General features: G+C 50.6%; 16 protein-coding genes. 7 read left to right on the top strand and 9 right to left on the bottom strand.

The window, feature by feature from the left end:
* Positions 1-57: 57 nt before the first annotated feature.
* Positions 58-555, bottom strand: coding sequence for a type III secretion system chaperone family protein (locus tag RIC19_RS10935; protein ID WP_350178355.1), 498 nt, complete (start codon positions 553-555; stop codon positions 58-60).
* Between the two features lie 92 nt (positions 556-647).
* The gene (locus RIC19_RS10930) at positions 648-1,598 is read right to left on the bottom strand and encodes a hypothetical protein (protein ID WP_350178354.1); all 951 of its coding nucleotides are present in this window, start codon (positions 1,596-1,598) and stop codon (positions 648-650) included.
* A gap of 317 nt (positions 1,599-1,915) precedes the next feature.
* Here RIC19_RS10930 and RIC19_RS10925 point away from each other — a divergent pair, with 317 nt between their 5' ends.
* Together RIC19_RS10925 and RIC19_RS10920 are read left to right on the top strand one after the other, a co-directional pair.
* Entirely contained in the window at positions 1,916-2,308 is a 393-nt protein-coding gene (locus RIC19_RS10925) for a BlaI/MecI/CopY family transcriptional regulator (protein WP_350178353.1), read from the top strand.
* A 10-nt stretch (positions 2,309-2,318) separates the two neighbouring features.
* The gene (locus tag RIC19_RS10920) at positions 2,319-4,475 is read left to right on the top strand and encodes a M56 family metallopeptidase (RefSeq protein WP_350178352.1); all 2,157 of its coding nucleotides are present in this window, start codon (positions 2,319-2,321) and stop codon (positions 4,473-4,475) included.
* Between the two features lie 71 nt (positions 4,476-4,546).
* Here RIC19_RS10920 and RIC19_RS10915 read toward each other — a convergent pair whose 3' ends face one another.
* Positions 4,547-5,305 carry a LytR/AlgR family response regulator transcription factor gene (locus RIC19_RS10915; RefSeq protein ID WP_350178351.1) on the bottom strand — a complete coding sequence of 253 codons (759 nt, stop codon included), beginning with the start codon at positions 5,303-5,305 and terminating at the stop codon, positions 4,547-4,549.
* A gap of 894 nt (positions 5,306-6,199) precedes the next feature.
* On the opposite strand from RIC19_RS10915, the gene RIC19_RS10910 reads away from it, so the two are divergent.
* The 3 genes from RIC19_RS10910 (at position 6,200) to RIC19_RS10900 (ending at position 10,357) form a co-directional block, all read left to right on the top strand.
* Positions 6,200-7,900, top strand: a complete 1,701-nt coding sequence (locus RIC19_RS10910) for a T9SS type A sorting domain-containing protein (RefSeq protein WP_350178350.1) — start codon at positions 6,200-6,202, stop codon at positions 7,898-7,900.
* A 211-nt stretch (positions 7,901-8,111) separates the two neighbouring features.
* A complete protein-coding gene (locus tag RIC19_RS10905) occupies positions 8,112-9,239 on the top strand; it encodes a hybrid sensor histidine kinase/response regulator (RefSeq protein ID WP_350178349.1) in 1,128 nt (375 codons plus the stop codon).
* Positions 9,240-9,292: 53 nt separating this feature from the next.
* Complete coding sequence (locus RIC19_RS10900) at positions 9,293-10,357, top strand: acyltransferase family protein (protein ID WP_350178348.1); 1,065 nt, start codon at positions 9,293-9,295, stop codon at positions 10,355-10,357.
* Between the two features lie 105 nt (positions 10,358-10,462).
* On the opposite strand, the gene RIC19_RS10895 is transcribed toward RIC19_RS10900, so the two are convergent.
* A complete protein-coding gene (locus RIC19_RS10895; RefSeq protein ID WP_350178347.1) occupies positions 10,463-13,366 on the bottom strand; it encodes a malectin domain-containing carbohydrate-binding protein in 2,904 nt (967 codons plus the stop codon).
* Positions 13,367-13,638: 272 nt separating this feature from the next.
* On the opposite strand from RIC19_RS10895, the gene hemC reads away from it, so the two are divergent.
* A complete protein-coding gene (gene hemC / locus RIC19_RS10890) occupies positions 13,639-14,547 on the top strand; it encodes a hydroxymethylbilane synthase (RefSeq protein WP_350178346.1) in 909 nt (302 codons plus the stop codon).
* Here hemC and RIC19_RS10885 read toward each other — a convergent pair.
* From RIC19_RS10885 to RIC19_RS10870, 4 genes are all read right to left on the bottom strand, one after another.
* The gene (locus tag RIC19_RS10885) at positions 14,537-15,148 is read right to left on the bottom strand and encodes a HupE/UreJ family protein (RefSeq protein ID WP_350178345.1); all 612 of its coding nucleotides are present in this window, start codon (positions 15,146-15,148) and stop codon (positions 14,537-14,539) included. The two genes, hemC and RIC19_RS10885, sit on opposite strands and share 11 nt — an antisense overlap.
* A gap of 114 nt (positions 15,149-15,262) precedes the next feature.
* Positions 15,263-16,576, bottom strand: coding sequence for an adenosylhomocysteinase (gene ahcY / locus RIC19_RS10880; protein ID WP_350178344.1), 1,314 nt, complete (start codon positions 16,574-16,576; stop codon positions 15,263-15,265).
* Positions 16,577-16,698: 122 nt separating this feature from the next.
* Positions 16,699-17,274: an LOG family protein gene (locus tag RIC19_RS10875; protein WP_350178343.1), complete on the bottom strand. Its 576-nt coding sequence runs from the start codon at positions 17,272-17,274 to the stop codon at positions 16,699-16,701.
* Positions 17,275-17,284: 10 nt separating this feature from the next.
* Positions 17,285-17,986, bottom strand: a complete 702-nt coding sequence (locus tag RIC19_RS10870; RefSeq protein WP_350178342.1) for a DUF3667 domain-containing protein — start codon at positions 17,984-17,986, stop codon at positions 17,285-17,287.
* 139 nt (positions 17,987-18,125) lie between these two features.
* On the opposite strand from RIC19_RS10870, the gene RIC19_RS10865 reads away from it, so the two are divergent.
* Complete coding sequence (locus tag RIC19_RS10865; RefSeq protein ID WP_350178341.1) at positions 18,126-19,064, top strand: T9SS type B sorting domain-containing protein; 939 nt, start codon at positions 18,126-18,128, stop codon at positions 19,062-19,064.
* Here RIC19_RS10865 and RIC19_RS10860 read toward each other — a convergent pair.
* Positions 19,061-20,503 (bottom strand): MltF family protein, encoded by a 1,443-nt coding sequence (locus tag RIC19_RS10860; protein ID WP_350178340.1) that lies wholly within the window; start codon positions 20,501-20,503, stop codon positions 19,061-19,063. The genes RIC19_RS10865 and RIC19_RS10860 overlap by 4 nt on opposite strands.
* Positions 20,504-20,537: the final 34 nt, after the last annotated feature.

The following is a 20,537-nucleotide window of genomic DNA, read 5'->3' as shown; positions in this document are numbered from 1 at the left end:
ATTGCAGATGCTGTGACGATTGAAAGCATCATTTTGCCGGTTGGTTGGTCAGGCCAGTCAGGTCCGTTTACCGGTCTTTTGTTTTTCTTCCAGTTCTCCCTGTTCATCGGGCTCGCCAAAGTGCAGGTCTGTGCTGGAGTAAGTCGTGCCAAACGTTTTGGACAAAGCGATGACCTGGTCAATGGCATTCAGCAACTGCTCCCGGCTGAGTTCCTTTAAAGGGTGCGTGAAAACACTGACAACAAATCCATCGTGGATGCTGTACTTGGCATCGAGGGCAGAGTGGAAGTTGGCGCGCAGCATCTTCTCGAGGTGCAGGGGTCTCGCATCCGCCGCTTCGATAATCGGAGTGAAGATGCGCATGCGGTTGCTGCCCGGGTCAGAAAGGACGAGCAGGATGTGGTCTTGCGTATACAGCAGCCATGCTCCCGGGTCTCCTTCGTAGGAAATGTCAGCTTTTTGGAAAGCCTTTTCCATTTTGCGTAGGGTCATCTTGCCCTGAGCGGTGAGGGTGAAAGAACAGCAAAAAAGGCACAGGGCCAGAAACAGCCGCATAATGAGAGGGGTTTTAAATGCTCTTTTTTAAGAAATATGCCCCCAGCGGCCGGATGGCAGCCGGGCGGTGTTTGACTCCGGCAAAGGGGCGCTTATTGCATGACTTCCATCCAGTCCAGGATATCCTCATTGCCCTTCCTCTCAATATCAGCGGGGAGATCGGCTCGTTCCCGTTTTTTTAAATCGATAACGATGGCGCGTTCATTCCCGTCATTTTCCCGCAGTAGCAAAAAACGATTGTCCTGAGCCGTCGCAACGGTTTGGGGGTCCAAAGCCACAGGCTGCTCAAAAACCGGATTGATTCGGAACAAACGGTCGCGGCGGTTGAACGTAGGGAGGATGACCTGCGCCCCCCGGTCAGAAGGCAACAAAAAAGCCTGGCTGTAGGAATCCATCTCATCCTGATATTCCGCCATAGGGAAGACCGGCACGGGCTGGTCTTTGTCATTCAGTTTGAAGACGAAGGCGCCATAATCCTGAACGTAACCAATGAGGTACGACTCCCATACTTCGAGTTGCTGAATGTTGCCTGACTGGGCATCGATGCCGTACCGCTCGCTGCTAAACTGAGGCTTAAACGGCCCCGTCAGGGTTTTCTGTTGCAAATCATACACATAAAGCTGCGTAGTGCCCCGGATAGCCAGTTGCTGCGCTGAACTATTGTAGTTGATATCTGCAATCTGGTAATTAAAGTCAGGGGAGCGGTCTACCGGAAGCGTTTCCTGCTCTATCAGCTGGCAGTTGTTGGCGTTGTAGACCAGTAGTTTCCGGTGGCTTGCTCCCAACTGCTCATCCCGGGTGGTACTATCTGCGGTAATAGCAATGAAGAGGTCTTGGGAAACGCTATAATACGTGTTGCCTTCAAGGACCTTTCCGTTGACGGGGCAATCGGGCATAGGGGCTTGTCGGGCAATGACAGTGGTGGCCAGCTCTGTTGAATCGGGCCTGGATTGGTCTGCTAAACCCGTGGAATTGGTGACCGGTGCATCGCCGCAAGCCATGAGCAGGAAGCCGGATGTCAGTACGAAAGTTAGTAACCGCATAGATTAGTATTTGAATGGAAGCAACCTTACGCATTGCCAAGGCTCTTTATAGAACTCAAAGTAAGGGCAATAAGTTGGCAACAAGCTCTAATAGTAGAGTAGGGGAAAGGTACGGGCGTTATTGGGCTGACCGGTTTTCGGTGGCGGCCGGTGACGATCTTGTTTTTTGACCGGTAGCCCGTACTGTTTTTTCGGGCACTTGACAGGCAGAGATATCCTTTTACGAATTTTTTCGTACTTAAAATTTGTAATTACGAACGCTTTCGTATATCTTTGTCTACGAAGTATTTCGTATAGTAGCTGCTAAACTTTGGGAAATGAGTAAATACAAAAAAATACGGCCCACCGAATCCGAGCTGGAAATCCTGCAGGTGCTGTGGGAGCATGGCCCCTCCACCGTGCGCTTTGTCAATGACCAATTGAATGAAGACCGGGAAGTAGGGTACACGACCACCCTTAAGCTCATGCAGATAATGGCAGAAAAGGAGCTGGCCAACCGCGATACTTCGCAGCGCACCCATATTTACAGCCCGGCGGTAACGGAAGCGGAGACGCAACACAATCTGCTGACCCAATTTGTAGACCGCACCTTCAAAGGCTCGGCTATGAAACTGGTCATGCAGGCTTTGGGCAACCACAATGCCTCCGAAGCGGAGCTGGACGAAATCAAAGCCCTGATAGAGGAAATCGAAACTAAGCAGAAAAAGTAATCACCCGACTATGACTACCACACTTGACTTTTTTGCGGATCCTCTGGTTTACGCCCTGGGCTGGACCGTCGTCCACTCCCTTTGGCAGGGCATGCTCATTGCTTTGGGCTTGGCCGGTGGGATGATTTTGGCGCAGCGCCGGACCGCCCGTTTCCGGTACGGGCTGGCTATTGGAGCCCTGTTGCTGCTGGTCGCCGTATCTGCAGCTACCTTTTACCTGTATTTTGAGGTGCCGGATGGCGCTGGGAATGGTCTGGCCGCGGCTCCGGCTCCAATGGCTGAAGGCGTTGTCCCGTCAATGAGTACCGAAGCCGCCCCACTGCAAGGCCTTGCTTTCTGGCGGGCACAGGCACAGGCCTATTTCGAGCAGCATTTACCGCTGATCGTGGCTGCCTGGCTATTAGGCGTAGCGTTCTTTTTGCTGCGCATGCTGGCCGGGCTGGGTTATGTGCAGCACCTTCGGCACCGGTCTGTCCGGCCGATGGGGGAGCCCTGGCAGGGCAAGCTGCAGGCGCTTTCGCGCCGTCTCCGGTTGCGCCGCAGGGTGCAGTTGCTTGAATCTGCACTGGTGCAATCTCCGGTAGTGATCGGCTGGTTGAAACCCGTGATCCTGATTCCGGTAGGCACGGTCAATGCCCTGACGCCGGCGCAGGTGGAGGCGGTACTGGCCCACGAGCTGGCGCATATTTACCGGCAAGACTATTTACTCAATATCATGCAATCGATAATTGAGGCACTGTATTATTTCAACCCGGCTGTTTGGTGGATTTCCGCCTACGTACGCATGGAAAGGGAAAACTGCTGTGACGATATTGCGGTAGGCCTTAGTGACGACGCCCTGGGCTACGCAAGAGCCCTCGTCAAAATTGAAGAAGCCGCTCAGCGGCATCCGAGAATGGCGATGGCCATGGCTTCGAAAGGGCGCCCTTTTCTGCTGCAGCGCGTACGGCGCATCCTCAATCAACCACCACAAAAAATGTACACCATGGAAAAAATGACCGCTACCGGCTTATTGCTGGCTGCCCTGTTGTTCTTCTCTTTCTCTTATGCACACAACAGTTCCGAAGCTGCTGAGCGTACAGTAATGGAAGCTTTAGATGAATTGCCACCGCTACCATTGACAACCCTGGCCTCCCGCCGGGCCGTACCCGATACCCTCCCTCGTCAGATCATGCAGCTCCAAACCGAGGACAACGGGCGCACGGTCGATGCGGAATTGCAAGATGGCAAAATCACAAAACTAAGTATCGACGGAGAGGAAATCCCGGAAGCTGAATTTCCAAAGTATGAAGGTTTGGTGGAAGACATGCTCGCCGATATGCCGCCTCCTCCGGTACCCCCTGCCGCCCCGGCACCACCGAGCACACCTCATGCGCCTGCACCACCGGCCCCGCCAGCTCCTCCATCGCCGCCAGCTCCTCCTTCACCTGAAGGGCTACGCACCTTCCGCTTTGAGCGCACCACGGATAAAAAAGTCCGCACGGAAAAGCGCGATGATGGCAGTGTAATCATTGAAATACAGGATGAGCGCAATGGCGCGCCTATGGAAGTGATCGTTGAACAAAAAGACGGCAGGCAGGTCATCCGCATTGATGAGAAAATTATCGAAGTAGGGGACAGCCTGGTTATCGAGGACGAAGACCATAATATGTTCTTCTTCAACGGCAAAGACAAGGATATTGACTTTGACTTCAATTGGACGGGCGATAAGGATATGCTGAAAGGCCTCCGGTCAACGGAAGAAATGGAGATCATCCTGGAGGAAGCCCATGAATCTACTCAGAGAGCATTTGAGGAACTGCGTAAAAAAGGGCTTACAACCTATGACTTCGACGATGTCGAAATAGAGATGGACGGCTTTGGGCTTGGGGGGACTCACCCTGAGGTCAAGGTATTTACCGCACCGGAACTCCGGGGAGCAGACTATCGCTTTCCCCGGCCCGGAGGAGGCAGCATGAAGCAAACCATCGAGCAGCAAATGCTACGTGACGGATTCATTGAAAGTACCGAGGAATACAAATTCCAGCTTAGCGGCAAGGGCAAACTGCGCATCAATGGCAAGCGTATGCCGGATGGGGTCTTTGAACGGTATAAGAACCTGTACGAGCGGTCTACCGGTTCCCGCCTGGGGCAAGGGGATGAGGTAGAGATCAATAAGAAATCTTAAGAAATCGGCGCATCGTTTGGAACAGCCAGGTAACATTATTGCCTGGCTGTTTTTTATTTTCCCCCCACTACTTATGCCCCCAGCCACCGCTTAAAGTCGGAAGCCCGGTCCCGGCTGACCGTTACTTCAAAATCAGCAGCGGGTCGAAGGGTGACCAGCAGCCGGCCATTGAAAAAAGGGGCTACTTTCTGTACCGATTGAATGTTAGCAATGACCTTCCGGCTAAGGCGGAAAAAAGACGCCGGCTCCAGCAGGGGCTCCAGTGCATCCAGCGTGTAGTCCAGTGCGTGCCTTTTTTTGCCTTCCAGTTGCGCAAAAACGATGCCGTCTTCTGAATAAAAGTACTGGATTTCTTCAGTGGCAATGTAGCTCAGCTGTTGCCCAATCTTAATGATAAACCGGGACTGGTACTGAGGTTGAGACAGGCTGTTGACCAAGGATTGCAGGACGTCCGGGGACAGCATATTGGGCGACTGTTGCCGGCGGTCGAATTTTTGCAGGGCGGCGGCCAGCTCTTCCTCCTCAATCGGCTTGAGCAGGTAGTCTACGCTGTCCTGTTTGAAAGCCTTCAGAGTGTACTGATCATAGGCAGTGGTGAAAACCACCGGCCCCATAAAGGGCGAATGCTGGAAAATATCAAAGCTCAGCCCATCCCCCAGCTGTATGTCGAAAAAAGCCAGATCCGGAGCTGGATTATTCTTCAGCCATTGCAGGGTGCTTTCCACGCTGTCCAAAGTGCCGCATATTTCAGTGCCTGGCCTCATCTTCAGGATCAGCTGGCTGAGCCGTTTGGCGGCGGGGTATTCGTCTTCTACGATTAGGAATCTCATAAGATAGAGCCTGTTATAATATGAAACTAAGGTACATAAATTGCCAGTTATTGTACATCATTAATTCCATGGTGGCATTACGTAACAGCCTAAAGAAGAGGGGAGCGAGAAAATGAGCTTACGTGTAAGAGAATGGCTGCCTTTCGGGCTGACAGGCATGCATTTATCCGGTAGGAATGGTTTTGATTTAGGGTGATTTTTTGATTAGAAGGAATATTTGTAATTGCCTTGAGTATTTTTTAGGTTATTATTTTGTTTTAATTGCCATATTTGCCGGCATTGTTTATATTTGCTTTGCGAGTTCGAAATAATGTTTTTGCGTTTTCTGTAACAATCAGAAGCGTTCCTGTATGTTTTAAAACCAGTTTTCAGCCTACGGTAAATTATGCACAAAGATTGGTGAGGCAATTTATTAATCTGTTAGAGGTCTGCTAAAGAGGTAGATTTTTTGTCTTTTTCTTTAGGTATATTCCTGTTCTGCTACTGATTTGATAAACGTCCAAATCATGCAGCCTTTTGAAAGTGGCTTGGCAAAAGTATTCAACAGTCAGGAGGAGAGGTTAGAGCCATAAGTTTGATTGGACAAGTTAGTCCCCTGTCAGTATCTGGCCTCCCGGCTGGCTTGTACATGCTGCATGTTCAATTGGATGATGAACGCCTAATGAATAAAACCTTTGTTGTTAAACCATAGATTCAATAACTACAGGTGCCTGGCAGGAATGATCTGAACCGGAACAATTGGGCAATAAAGATGACTAATTATTAGACCATACGTCTGAGCACAGCTAAAGCGTACGCGGGCGTAGAGGAATCAATAGACATATTGTCTGTTTACTTTGGATTCATTTCGGCGAATATCTTTCCTGACAGGTACTACTCAAGTTTACTATTCTCATGAAATATTCAATTGCAATCATATTCGTATACCTACTTCTTTTTAAAGCGTCTGCTCAGGTACCCGACTCTACTTTTGGGGAGATTAACTCTTGGGAACCTGTAACGGGTCTTGAATTCTATGGTATTACAGGGTTTTTTACAGAGTTTGCAGACGACGTTGTCCAAGGCGCCATTCACATCTCAGAGGGTAAAATTATTCTTGGAGGCTACACGGTAAAAAATGACAGCCTTGATTTTCTTATGGCCCGTTTGCTGCCTAACGGCCGGTACGATACGGCTATAGGCCCTATGGGACGTAAGACTATAGATATTGGATACGTAAATGATAGCTGTACCCTGATCGCCAATTACGATGAAAGCCGTTTTTTAATGGGCGGGTGCACTTATCTGCCAGGGCAGCAGGATTACGTAGGGCTTTTGACCAGACTGGATTTTGACGGTGTACCTGATTCCACTTTTGGAAATGGCGGGCACCTGATTCTGGACCTGCCCTCTAAAGAAGAAATGATAACGGAGGCTATCTCGTTACCAGATGGGAAAATTTTGGTAGGAGGGAATGCTTTCTACGGCGGGCAACTCTGGTATGAGTCGGATTCTACCCACCACTTTGTAGTAAGACTTTTGCCCGATGGCCGAATAGACTCTACTTTTGCAAATAACGGAATTTTGTACCATACCCCTCAGGACTACGGTGGCTGTCTGGCACCGATGATTGCGGATATGGCACTGGCACCAGATGGGGGTATCGTAATCGCTGGTATAAACTATGACCCCTATCCGGGCGAATTGAACTGGGAACATGGTTATTGCCTCGAGAACGGGATGTTTGTTTTTAAGCATAGCCCGGATGGAGAGGCAGATCTCTCCTTTGGGGAAGAAGGAGCGGTGGCTCTTCCTTCAATAGAGGGGGTACCTTATTCGATGGAGATTCGAGCAGATGGCAAAATCGTGATTTGCGGAGGCGTTACTTTTGGTTTTCTTAACTGGCCCACAAACGTGTTTATAGCCCGGCTTCTACCGAATGGAGAGGTCGACTCTTCTTTTTTAGGAGGAGATTACTTTATTAAAAATATCATTGGAGGGACGGAGTCTATAAAGCCAACCAGCACTATTCAAATAGGGGAAATGACTTACGTTACCTGGGATGATGAGCATTCAGGATTGACTTTCGGTCTAATGCGTATGGATGAGACCGGACAGTTGGACAGTAACTTTGTGCAAAATGAGTTTGTTGGTGCTCAGGGCAATGGAGTCCTGTTTTCAAGCTATGAGTGGCTGCCTTTTATTCGCGGGATTGTCAAGGCTTATTCCATCGACTCTACAGGCGTATATTTTGTAGGAAGGGTAGGCGGCAGTGGCGCACCTTATAATAGAAATATGTTCATCGCCAAGGTCAAGTTGCCACCTCCTGTCCCTGTTTCAACGGTAGCTGTGCCCTGGCGGCCGTTGTCCTTTTCAGCTTATCCTAATCCAGTTAGAAATGGAGTGCTACATTTATCTCCTGCAACGGGTCCGGTATCGGGCCCTTTGAGTATCCGCCTGGCAGATTTACAGGGGCGATTGGTTTGGCAGCAGCAGGTTACGGATTTGCAAGGTGCATCTACTATTGATGTTAGCGGGCTAAAAAGCGGGATGTATATACTGGACGTTTCAGGGCAGGCAGGGCGATGGGTGGAAAAGATCGTAATATCAGAGTAGTCTTGGTATCAGGAAGCTGAATAGGGGAGCACGAGTAAGGCAATTGAGTTGTATAGGCTTGATCGGGAAAGAGGGGCGCTCCTCCTTTTTTCCTTTCAATTGTACACTGGTTTTTGAAGATCATACGAATTTATGTAATTTGTAACAAATTTAAGCCACCTGCTTAGAGCCAAACCTTATGCACAAAAACTTGCTTAACTAGACACCACCCATGAAAGCAACCGAAGGGCAAACAGACCCTGCTCCCCGTATTCTAATCGTGGACGATAGCCCCCTGAACACGAAACTCCTGAAATTCATCCTCGATGAAGCTGGTTATGAGACCCTTGTAGCTTCCAATGGTGAAGAGGGGATTGCTGCCGTAGAGGCGCATCAGCCCGACTTACTGCTGCTTGACGTGATGATGCCGGATATTGACGGTTTTGAAGTCTGCCGGCGCATCAAAAAGGACCCGGCTAATGAAAACCTGCCCATTATTTTCATCACAGCGTTAGATCAGACGGAGGATATTGTCAAGGGTTTCGAACTGGGTGGAGTGGATTATGTGACCAAGCCTTTCAATAAAAAGGTGCTGCTGGTCCGCATCAAAAACCACATTGACCTCCTGACAAGCCGTAGAAAGGTAGAACAGCAGGCCGCTGACCTTACAGCCTCCAATCACCTGAAGTCGCGCATGTTTTCCATCATCGGGCATGATCTGCGCTCGCCCCTTGGTTCTCTTAAGCTAAGCCTGGACTTTATCAACCGGGGCTTAATTGATCCAAAGAAGGATGACTTTAAGGGCACCGTAATCAAATTGCTCCAATCAACAGATGAAGCATTGAGCCTGCTGGAGAACCTCCTGGGCTGGGGTAAGTCTCAAAGTGACGCACTGGTGGTTACGCCCGAAGCTATTGAGCTGCGGGAAGCCATAGAAAGCGTGGCCCGCCTGGTGAAGCTCAACCTGGAGAACAAAAAGATTCAGCTTGACCTCAACATTCCGGAAGAACTGCGGGCCATGGCTGATTTGCATATGCTCAACGCCATTGTCCGCAACCTGATCTCCAACGCCACAAAATTCACGCCCACCGGTGGCGCGATCACCGTCACCGCAGAGGAAGACGGTGATGAGGTGGTCATAAAAGTGGCAGACACCGGCGTAGGCATACCACCGGAAAACCTGGACAAAATCTTCAACCCCAATGTGCAGACCACTACGGAAGGCACGAACAAGGAAGGAGGCAGCGGCTTAGGATTGCTGCTGGTTCAGGACTTTGTTCAGAAAAACAATGGAAAAATAAGTGTTGAAAGCACCGTCGGTGAAGGCACCACTTTTGCATTTACCTTGCCCAAGGCTTAAGCGCAGCAGGTAACAAATCGCTGAGCACCCCGAGGCAAAAAACATTAAACAAAGTGAGCACAAAGAAAGACTACTCCGTAGAAACCCTTCGCGGTTTCGCAATTATTCTGGTGGTAATGGGGCATGTGATCGGTTCCGGCTCCGATGGGGGCATGAAAGTAGCCGATGATTCAGGCTGGAGGCACCTTTACTTTACGTTCGAATACCTGAGGATGCCTTTGTTCACGGTGATTTCCGGCTGGGTATACGCACTGCGCCCGGTCTCCCTGGAAAAGTACCAAGCCTTTACCTCGAAAAAGGTACGGCGAATTTTGTATCCCATGGTTTTTGTGGGCACGGCTTACTTCCTGTTGCAGTACATCGTACCGGGTACTAATAAAACCGGGAACCTCGCTGAAATCTGGAAAATATACGTGTTCCCCTACACGCTCTACTGGTATTTGCCCTCGCTTTTCTGGGTATTTCTGGCGGTAGGCCTGCTGGATGCGTTTAAGCGGTTGGACAAGTTTGGGCATTGGGCAATCTGGACAGCAGTAGCCTTTGCTTTGCTGTTGATAAGAGATATGGTAATCCCGGAAGCGTCCCCCAACTACCTGAGCTATAAAGGCGGGATATACCTGTTCCCTTTCTTCATGATTGGGGTGGGCATAAAGCGTTTTAAGGGATTCTTTGGGAATGTATGGCTCAACCGGGCACTGGCGGTGGTGTTTATAGCAGGGCTGGCCATTCAGCAATTGGGATGGTTTGATATCATTCAGTACAACCTGGATAAGAAAAGCGGTATGGGGCTGCTGATCGGTGTGACGGGGACCATACTGTTCTTTCGTCTAAAATGGAAGGTGGAATGGCTGATCTACTTTGGCAGCTTTGCCTATTCTATCTATTTGTTCCACTCCTTTGGCACAGCAGCCGGCCGTATTGTACTGAAGAGTATTGGCATCTCACAGGACATCCCTATCTTTTTGTTTTCTCTGGCAGTGGGGATGTTTGCGCCGATTCTGGCGGAAAAAATACTGGATCGCTGGGGCTGGACTCGTATGCTCTTCCTGGGGCGCAGCTATGCTCCTCCTAAGAAAGTGGACGCCACTCCAAAACCGATGACCCGGAGGGTGGTGTAGATTTGGGGTTTCTGATAAACTCAGGTAGGGTTATGCCAAAAAAAATGAGCGATATGGATGCATCCATATCGCTCTAATTGTATGTGTTTAAGGGGAATCTTTCTTTTACTGCAAAATCAAAGCCTGTGGTGCAGATGCCCAGCCTTCGTCAGATACGGCACGCAGGGAGTAGAAGCCTGCTGGCAGGTTGCCCCGGTCGAGCGTAATCGTGATTTTATGCTGGCCACCTTCTGTTTTGGTGTGGGCGATGCTGTGTACCCGGCCCTGAACATCGATCAGTTCAATAGCGTAGTTTCCTTCCGCCGGGCTGTCCACGTTAACGGCGAGCCATCCTGCTGCCGGATTAGGATAAGCCTGAACGCCTGTAGTGGCAGAAGCAGGGACCGCAAAGTTGCTGCGGGTCGTAGAAGCCGTGCGCTCAAGGTCCTGCTGAGCAACGGCTTCGTCCCGGCCGGCTTCGATCAGCGCATTGCCATTGCAGTCGATGATGATGGCAAAAAGTTCGCCTTCTGCTGCCGTATTGCGGGCATCAATTGCAAATAGGGTAATCAGGTGCGCCTCTCCGGCATGTTCAGGTGCCGGCGCAAAATCGATCACCACTGAATCCGGATGATAGGTAGCCGTTGCGTAGGAAGGCAGTCCGGAAACCAGGTACTTGACAGACTCGGCGTCCGGGTCAGTTGCCTGAATACTCAGCTGTTGCCCAAGCCCTGTGCAGATATCGAGATTGCTAAGTGGTGGGAGAACCGGAGCCTGATTGCCACCGGAAAGATAAATGATCTCAATCCCGTTGATCTTGGGCTTGTTTTGAATACCGATGAACTCAAGGTCAATCGTTTCACCTTGTAAGATAGAAACAGTGAAGGTTTTCTTTAAGGCAGCGAGCCCTGCTTCAGCGTAAATACTGAAATTATCGAGTGCCAGGTTGCCGTTCAAGAGCATATCGAAGACAATGGGGCCTTCATCATTAATGTCGTGCGAGCGTTCTGCGAAGAACAGGTTTACCTCGTAGGTGCCCTCGTCCACCGGCATAGACCAATACATTTGATCGCCTGAGAAGCCTTGTGTGGCAAACGGGCCAAACAGGTTATCCGGTGCACCTGTGGAATTGGTGCCGGACCAGCCGTGGCTGCCAGTACGGTGGGTGGTGGTAATCTCAAACGGCGTGATTTGATGATACCCGTCTTCCCAGGTCAAATCGAAGTCTATAAGTTCAGGCCCACCGCAATTCACCCGGATGACCGGGGTGCCGGTCGCAATTTGCTTGTGGAAAACGTGAATATCCACTTCCACAGAATCTACGCCACCAAATTGGTCATCCGCTATGATTTTGATCGTGTGGATACTCCCTGCGTGCCGGTAGCGCACATCGGTTGCCAGATAATGCTGGCCGTTATGCTCGTCAAGGACCATAAATGCCGGAATGTTGAGGACCGAAACGATAATCTCATCGCCCTCCGCATCGGTAATAGGCACGTCAATCCGGTCCTGAGTTAATGTGAGCAACTGAATATTGCCACTGAAGTCAATCCGGGGTGCGGTGTTGTTAGGGTTGCGTACGATATACTCAAACGCCAGGCGGGTTTTGTCGCCATGGGAGTTGTCTGAAAGCACCACCTTGATGGGGTAAACGCCTTTGTCGGCCGGTGTAGGGTTGGAAAGCAGGCGGGTACTGCCATTGGCTAATACCTGTACCTGTATGAACGCAGGGAGTCCGGAAAGGTCGTACTGAATACCATCGCCATCTGCGGTGTAAGCATTCAGCTCAAGGGTGTCGGCTTTATTCCAGTCTGCCATATACTCTTCAGGGAGGTCCAGCTTAGGCAGATAATTCATGGTGAAGGAAAGGCCAGGCTGAGGGCCCATGTTCTGATACGGAGCCGGGAACTGAGGGTAGGGGACAGACAAGTTCGGGTTGCTAATGACCGTAAATGGCGCCTGAGTCGTGCCCGTCTCCGTGGAATTGGCAGAGGCTCCGGAATTGTTCCTGTAGAACACGGTGGAGGCGCCGCCGTACCATTGGTTATCTGTGAGCTCAATAGGGTTGATCTCGTTAAGGTTACGGATCACATAATCGAGCTGCATATTGTAGAAATAGTTGCCTTCAATGAGGATCGGTGCTTCTTCAGTGGAGATCGTCCGGTTGTCAATGTATCCCCCCTCGCTGTTGGCACAGTAGTTATTGGTGATCTCCATGTCACCGGAGCCCAGGGCAATAAAGCTGTGCTCATAGGCTCCAATCATTACGTTATTGTAAAAGCGCCCTACGCTGTTATCTCCGATTTGCAGGCTTTTGCCGTGGTATTTTTTATGATCTACGCCTGCATTCCAGATGAAGTTGTTGTAAACCGCCACATCCTCTACGGCATTAGCGATCTGAATACCTTCCCGGCCAGTGTTCTGTGTGATGTTATTGAAGATACGGAGATGCCTAAACTCCATGCCCGGAGACTTGGTTTCCCCTATATACATACCTTCCGTGACATTTTTTATAAGGTTGTCATGGATGATTAAGTGCTCAAAAACGGGGATTGGATAGGGTGGATTGCCCCCAAAGTCCTTCTTAGCCATAATGCCGAAGAACCCATCGTGATCAATTTCTACAAATTCGATCTCACAATGGGAAGAAAGTCCTGAAAAGGCAACACCGCAATTGGAAGCAATTAATTTGAATCCGTAATGGTCGGTGGCTGTCCCTCTGCCACTAAGTTTCATATGCTTACAGTCCCGGAAGTCGATCGCACTGCCGTAAGTCGTATTGATATTCACTTGCCCCCCGTTATTGATGACAACAATAGGGTGGTCAAGGCTACCCTCAAGGTCCTTAAAGATGAGGGCTTTGACCCGGTCGGCTGCAATAAAGATGGTGTCGCCAGGGCCGGGAGGGATATCAAATGAGCCGGGCGTATAGTACACCGGTGCAACGGCATCAATATAGTAATTGGATTGCTGTCCCAAAACGGGAGCAGAAAATACCAATACAGCGAGGAAAGCGAGTGTTTTTTGCATGAGTTGTAATCGTTTTCGGATAGAATAAAAGTAGCGGGATTACCAAATTTAAACACAGATAAATGTAACTATTTGTGACAGAGTGTCAGCGATTTCTAAGGTGTGGAGCAGCAGTTTAGAGCTTGTTTGGATTTTACACTTCGGGCTGCGTTCGCTCCAAAAGTAAAATCGCAACAAGCTCTTACCTACTTTGCAAGGCATCAGTCAGGATGAAGGCAGTACAGACAGGTGAAAATGCCTACCTTTGCGTAACTAAATAAAACAGAGAAGACTTGAGCGATAAAGTACGTATAGGCACCCGGGGCAGCAAGCTGGCACTCTGGCAAGCCCACCACACCCAAGACCGGCTTGCGGAAGCCGGCATTGAATCAGAGTTGGTCATCATCAAAACGCAAGGGGACCGCATTCAGCACCTGAGCTTTGACAAAATGGAAGGCAAGGGTTTCTTTACCAAAGAAATTGAGGATGCGCTGCTGCGCAATGAGGTTGATGTGGCGGTACATTCTATGAAAGACCTGCCGACCACTTCTCCGGAAGGCCTTTGCATTTCAGCCGTATCTTACCGGGAGAATCCAGCAGACTGGCTGGTGATCCGTAAAGAACGCCTGGATAAGGGGCAAGACTTGTGGCTGCCGGAGAACGCGGTGGTCGGCACCTCTTCTGCCCGCCGGAAGGCTCAGGTCCTGGACTTCCGGCCTGATGTGCAGATCAAAGATATCAGGGGCAATGTACCTACCCGTCTTAATAAGCTGCGGGAAGGGCAGTTTGATGCGATACTACTGGCTGCGGCCGGCATGACCCGCCTTAAGATCGAAGCGGAAGACCTCGAAATCCTGAAGTTCAACCCCAGGGAGTTCATTCCTGCACCGGCACAAGGAGTACTGGCCTGGCAAACCCGGGAAACGGACAAAGCCACCCGCCGCCTGATCAGGCATATTCATGAAAAGGATACGGCAGAGCTGACCAATATTGAACGCAAGGTGCTGAACCTGCTCGATGGGGGCTGTCAAATGCCCCTTGGCGTTTATTGCGAAAAAGATACGGCCGGGTATTACCACGTCTGGGCCGCCCTCGCTGATGCATGGAATGCACCACTGCGCCGGGTACAGTTTTCTCAGAGTACCAGGCACCAGCTGCCGGAGCGCGTGGTGGAAGCGCTGCAAAGCAAGGCTAAAGAATAGCCCCAACCCGCTCCAGCGCCATCACCAGCGCCAGGCCGAAAGCACTACCGGAAATGAACAGGTTCCACTCCCGCTGCTGCACCCGCATCAGTTGAAGCGCAATGGCAGAAAGTGCTAGTACAGCCGCAACGATAGCCAGTTGCCCCAGCTCCACCCCGATGTTGAAGGCGAATAGTTGAGTGAGCAATTGGTCTTCCTGGCCGGGCATCAGGCTGGAGCGCAGAAAGTTGGAAAAGCCCATGCCATGAATGAGTCCAAACAGGGCTGCAAACCCGTAATTTATCTTCATCGTCTGATCCCAGATCCGATTGCTCTTTGCTTTGCGGTGGGCTACAGCGTTGTAAATCGCGGTAAGTGCAATTGTTACAGGGATCAGGAATTCAATCCAGGCCGCATTGACCGGCAGGATGCCAAGGACAGCTAGTGCCAGCGTCACCGAGTGCCCAATCGTGAAAGCGGTGACAAGCAAAGCAACGCTTTTCCATTCCCGGAGCCGGTAAATGGCGCAAAGCGCAATAATGAAAAGAATATGATCGTAGCCTTCGAGGTCAGAGATATGGCTGAAGCCAAGCTGCAGGTAGGTCTGAAATACAGATTGCATAGTGGTTGTGCGGGTTGATGGTTCACAGCAAAAATAAAGCGCCGCTCCGGTTTATCCCCGAAACGGCGCTCTTTTATAGTATTTTAGGCTAGCTCCCCGGAGGGGCCAACCGGCTTAATAGCGGTAGTATTCCGGCTTGTAAGGACCTTCCACTTTCACGCCGATGTACTCGGCCTGATCTTCGCGCAGGGTCTCCAGCTCCGCACCGATCTTAGCGAGGTGCAGGCGGGCAACCTCTTCATCAAGGTGCTTAGGCAAAGTGTACACTTCGTTTTCGTACTGATCTCCGTTGGTCCACAGTTCGAGCTGTGCCAGTACCTGATTGGTAAAGGAGTTAGACATTACGAAAGAAGGGTGACCGGTTGCACAGCCCAGGTTTACCAGGCGGCCTTCTGCCAGCAGGATGATGTCGTTGCCGTCAATCGTGTACTTATCCACCTGAGGCTTAATCTCCGTCTTGGTGTGCCCGTGCTCGCGGTTCAGGTAAGCTACATCAATTTCATTATCAAAGTGGCCGATGTTGCAGACAATAGCTTTGTCTTTCATCATCTTGAAGTGCTTCTCGGAAATGATATCCTTATTACCGGTTGCCGTTACAATAATATCAGCACGGGGAATAGCATTTTCCATGCGTTTTACTTCGAAGCCGTCCATGGCAGCCTGCAGCGCGCAGATCGGGTCAATTTCGCTGACGATCACCCGGCAGCCTGCACCGCGCAGGGAGGCTGCTGTGCCTTTGCCTACGTCCCCGTAACCCGCTACAGATGCAACTTTGCCAGCCATCATCACGTCAGTGGCCCGGCGGATAGCGTCAACTGCAGATTCCTTGCAACCATACTTGTTGTCAAACTTAGACTTCGTTACGGAGTCGTTGACGTTGATCGCCGGCATAGGGAGCGTGCCTTTGCGCATACGCTCGTAGAGGCGGTGTACACCCGTTGTGGTTTCCTCGCTCAGGCCTTGTACGCCTTCAATCAGCTCGGGGTGCTTATCCAGAACGGTATTCGTGAGGTCTCCACCGTCATCCAGGATCATGTTGAGGGGTTGCCCATCTTCGAATGCAAACAGCGTCTGCTCAATACACCACCAGAATTCTTCGTCGGTCTGCCCTTTCCAGGCGTATACCGGAATACCGGCAGCAGCAATGGCAGCCGCAGCGTGGTCCTGAGTAGAGAAAATATTGCAGGAAGACCAGGTGACATCGGCACCCAGCTCTACCAGTGTTTCGATCAGGACTGCGGTCTGAATCGTCATGTGGAGACAGCCTGCGATACGAGCGCCTTTCAGCGGCTTGGACTCGCCGTACTTTTCGCGCAGCGCAATAAGGCCAGGCATTTCGGCTTCCGCCAGTTCGATTTCTTTACGGCCCCAGTCCGCCAGGTTGATATCCTTAACCTTGTATTTCAGCTTTTGATCTACTGATTGCATCAAAGAATTGGTTTTAAAGTGAAAGTAAATACAAGCGGAAAGTTGAGTTCCACTTTATTTTGGCGCAAAAATAAGTTATTTCGCGGGCTTATTCAATTATGAGCGTCAGGCATTTGTAGAAACTACAACTTAATCCACTTGCCTTCTTTCGGTGGTGCTTCGTATTGCTCGAGTTTTTGGAAAAGCTCTGGCAGGCTGGAAGCCATCATCGTCAGTTGGCGGTGCACGGGTTTCAGGAAGCCCTCCGCCTCCATGTGGTCGAGCTGCTGAAGCAGGAAATCGAAGTAGCCGTTCACATTGAGAAAGCATACCGGGTGTTGCCCTTGGCCTACTTGTGCCAGTGTCAGCATTTCGAATACCTCATCCATCGTGCCGTAGCCGCCCGGCAGGACAATAACCGCATCTGACAATTGGGCCATCTTGATCTTACGCTCGTGCATGCTGTCTACAACGTACAGGTGCGTCAGCCCTTCATGGGATACTTCCTCTTTTCTCAGAAAAAACGGGATCACGCCGATGACCTCGCCACCTGCCTGAAGAGCGCCTTCGGCGACTTCGCCCATTAAGCCAACTTTGCCTGCCCCGTAGACGAGGCGGATACCGCGTTGCCCTAGCTGTTGACCGACCTCCCGGGCCGTTTCGGCGTAGAGCGGATGGTTGCCTTTGTTGGCACCGCAAAAAACAAGTGCTGATTTCATGCCTGGATTTTTATGAGAAAATAGATTGATAAACCCAATACCCAAAAAACGCGGCCAGAATTAAAAAGTTGGTCACCGCCTGCCCTATCAGCGCGATTGCTGCAGATTTCCAAAGCAGTGGCCACCACCCGGGCTGAAAAATTTGCCTTAAGGCATAAAGCCAGTAGCCGAACATGCCGGCAATGAGTATAGGGCCAGCCACCTTATCATTCCAGATGAGGAACGGAAGAATCAGCGTGTAAATAAGCGTTTGGATGCTAAAGAGGTAGGTATTGATCACCAGGTGTTCGGCAAAGTTATACCTGCTTTTCCGGAAAAGCAGGTAAGAGCCTACCGCCTGTCCGGGCAGTGATAGCACAAACAACAGGTTGAAGTACTTCTGCATGCCAATAGTCAGCAGGTGAAAAGCTTCCCACAGAAATGGTGGAAGTAAGTTTGCCCCACCATCCTCGCTGAAATCCTGCCAAAGCGGCTCTCCGAGCGGCAACAGGCGCAGCGAGAGAAAGGTGGCAATCGTTACCAGCAGCACCAGCATCGGGAACGGCTTCATCATGCGCTTCCGGTCGACCTCGAGAAATTCCTCCACAGCTTGCCCGGGGCGAAGGAGTAACCGCTTTACCGTATACCCAAAACCCTTTTCCAGGTTGGCGATCAACAGCAATTCATTGATCAGGTAGCGTAGAGTAATCCGTTCCGGTGCATCCTGAGGCATTGGCTTAAGTTTTGAAGTGCCAATTTAAGGTTTTCAAACAAACTGCCGCTCTTTTACCATATCTTGCTTTTTCCCTGGCCTCATTTTAGGATATTCGCAAACCAAGTAGTACTAAGAGCGTACAAGAATTGCCCGGCTTATGAAACCTTTGATTTTTTTGCTCCCAATGCTTGCACTGAGTTATGCTCCTATTGCTGCTCAGTCCAGTGAAAGCCATACGTTTTGGCAGGCTTATCTTGAAAATATCGACTTGGTCTTTAACGACGACCCCTGCGAGGGTTTGCCAGAACTGGAGTTAAATATCTCCGGTCCACTCTGCCTGGACTCCACTTTGGTTTTTAGTGCCAGCGGCGCTGGTCTGACTACCTACGACTGGACGTTCTCCAACCTGGCCTCCGGTACGGAGCCTAACCCGGAAAATGTCTTTCAGGAAACCGGCTTGGTCACTGCAGCCCTTACAGCAGTGGACACCAACGGCTGTACCCGCACCGGCAGCTTGTCCTTCGAAATTGTGGTATGTGAGGAGGGCGATCCCTGCCTGGATAATCCTGATTTGTTAATCACCGGCGATAGCGTGGTCTGCCTGGGCGATGCAGCGACTTTCTCCGCTTCCGGCCCAGATAGTATTTTTCTCTATGATTGGAATCTGGATGTAGCTGGAAGTGCTGATGAGCCCATGCCCTCGGTAACTTTCGAAGAGAATGGGATTTACAGCGTGGTGCTGCTGGCTGTGGATGAAGCAGGTTGTACCTACAGCGATAATTTTAGTTTTGAAGTACGTTTCTGTGAGCCAGCTGGTGGTTGTGCCTATACCTTGCCTAATGCCTTCTCACCAAATGGAGATGGGACCAATGATACCTTTGAGCTGCTCGGCAACTGCCCGGTCGCCAGCTTTGAACTCCGGGTGTTCAATCGCTGGGGCGGTATTGTTTTTGAGACGGATGATCCGGAAGCAGGTTGGGACGGCCGGTTCAACGGTCAGGATGCGCCCATCGAAGTCTACTTCTACCAGGCATTTGTGGAAACGCCCAATGGCAAAGTCGTTGAGCTGAACGGTGATGTGACGCTGGTGCGTTAGGAAGACTCTGGTATGAGCTTTTGGTAATGCGCAAAGCGTTCGAAAATCTGGTCTACATAAGTTACGGGCTCGATCCCACGCACATAGCCGTAGTCCACCACCGGGTCATTGTAATACTTGGGATACGACAGGCGCTTTACGAAAGTCTCCACATGCTTATCCCAAATGTCAGAGTCTTTGCCGTACTTGCCGGCAAGTTTACGGGCATCTACCACATGTTGATAGCCACAATTGTAGGAAGCAAGGGTGAATTTAATGCGCTGCACACTGTCGGGGATACTCTCCCAGCGCTGGTAGAGTTCCTGTAGGTATTCGGTCCCCCCTTCCAGATTGTCGGCAGGGTCGCTTCGGTCAGCAACGCCCAGCTCCCTGGCAGTGGCAGGCATCAACTGCATTAAGCCTTTAGCTTTAGCCCAGGAAGTTGCGGAAGGGTTAAATTGCGATTCCTGATAGATCAGAGCGCTGAGGAAGCGCCAATCCCAGTTCAGAGAGTCTGAAAACTGCTTGACAATACTGTCGTAGCGGCTGATCTTTCCACCGGCTTCACTGAAAAAATTACTCTCAATGCGGGCCCGGAAACCACGCTCATTCTTAAAGTATTTATTGTAGATGACGTAGTAGTCGGTTTGTTGCCGCATACCCTCAACCCATTGATTAAGGGCTTGCAAAAGCTCAGGCGCATTCTTGCGCACCGCCCACGCTGCACGCTGCGAAAAGCTGATTGGAGTGGAGACATCAAGAATAGGATAATAAGCACTGTTGATCTCTGCGATGTTGTCGTCCGCTACGGTGTAGTCCAGTGTCCCATTCACCACTTTCTTGATGATCCGGCCGGTAGACAAGTTGCCGGCTACGGTGTCAATGTAAATATTGCCGCCAATTTCCTGTTCCAGATTTTGTAAACGGTCAAAATAGGAAGAGGCCAGGCGTACGGAGACGGTGTCTTCGATGAGCTCTATAGGATCAGAAATTAAGGACTGCTCAATTTCGTGCAATTTCCAGTTCCGCCAGTCTTTTGGTTTGCGTTGCACGAGCACCTGTTTGGTCAGGTAGAGGTATTTGGTGAAGTCGATATACTGTTTTCTGGGCTTGGTGATGGTCAGACCGTGAGCGATCAGGTCCCCTTCGCCCCGGTTCAGCATGTTGATCAGCTCGTTTAAGTTATCGGCTGGAATGATTTCCAGCGCTACGCCCAAGTGGTCTGCCAGGCGGGTGAGCAGCTCGTACTCAAAGCCCATAGGTTGCCCCCGGTAAAGAAAGTAACTGGTCTCGCTGTATACTGTGATAGCGCGCAAGACCCCCGATTCTTTAATGTCTTCCAGGTCACGTGCTACCATGGGAAAAGGTGCTGCCGGATCAACCCCTTGATTAGAGTTGGAAGTGTCGCAGGCGAAGCAGCAAACCATTAAAAGAAACAGGATGATTGTAAGTCTTTGCATACCAGGGTTTTAAGAGTATAACGGGATGAGGTGT

The sequence above is a fragment of the Phaeodactylibacter sp. genome (assembly GCF_040219495.1).
Taxonomy (GTDB): domain Bacteria; phylum Bacteroidota; class Bacteroidia; order Chitinophagales; family Saprospiraceae; genus Phaeodactylibacter.
This window is presented reverse-complemented; position numbering and strand designations above follow the sequence as displayed.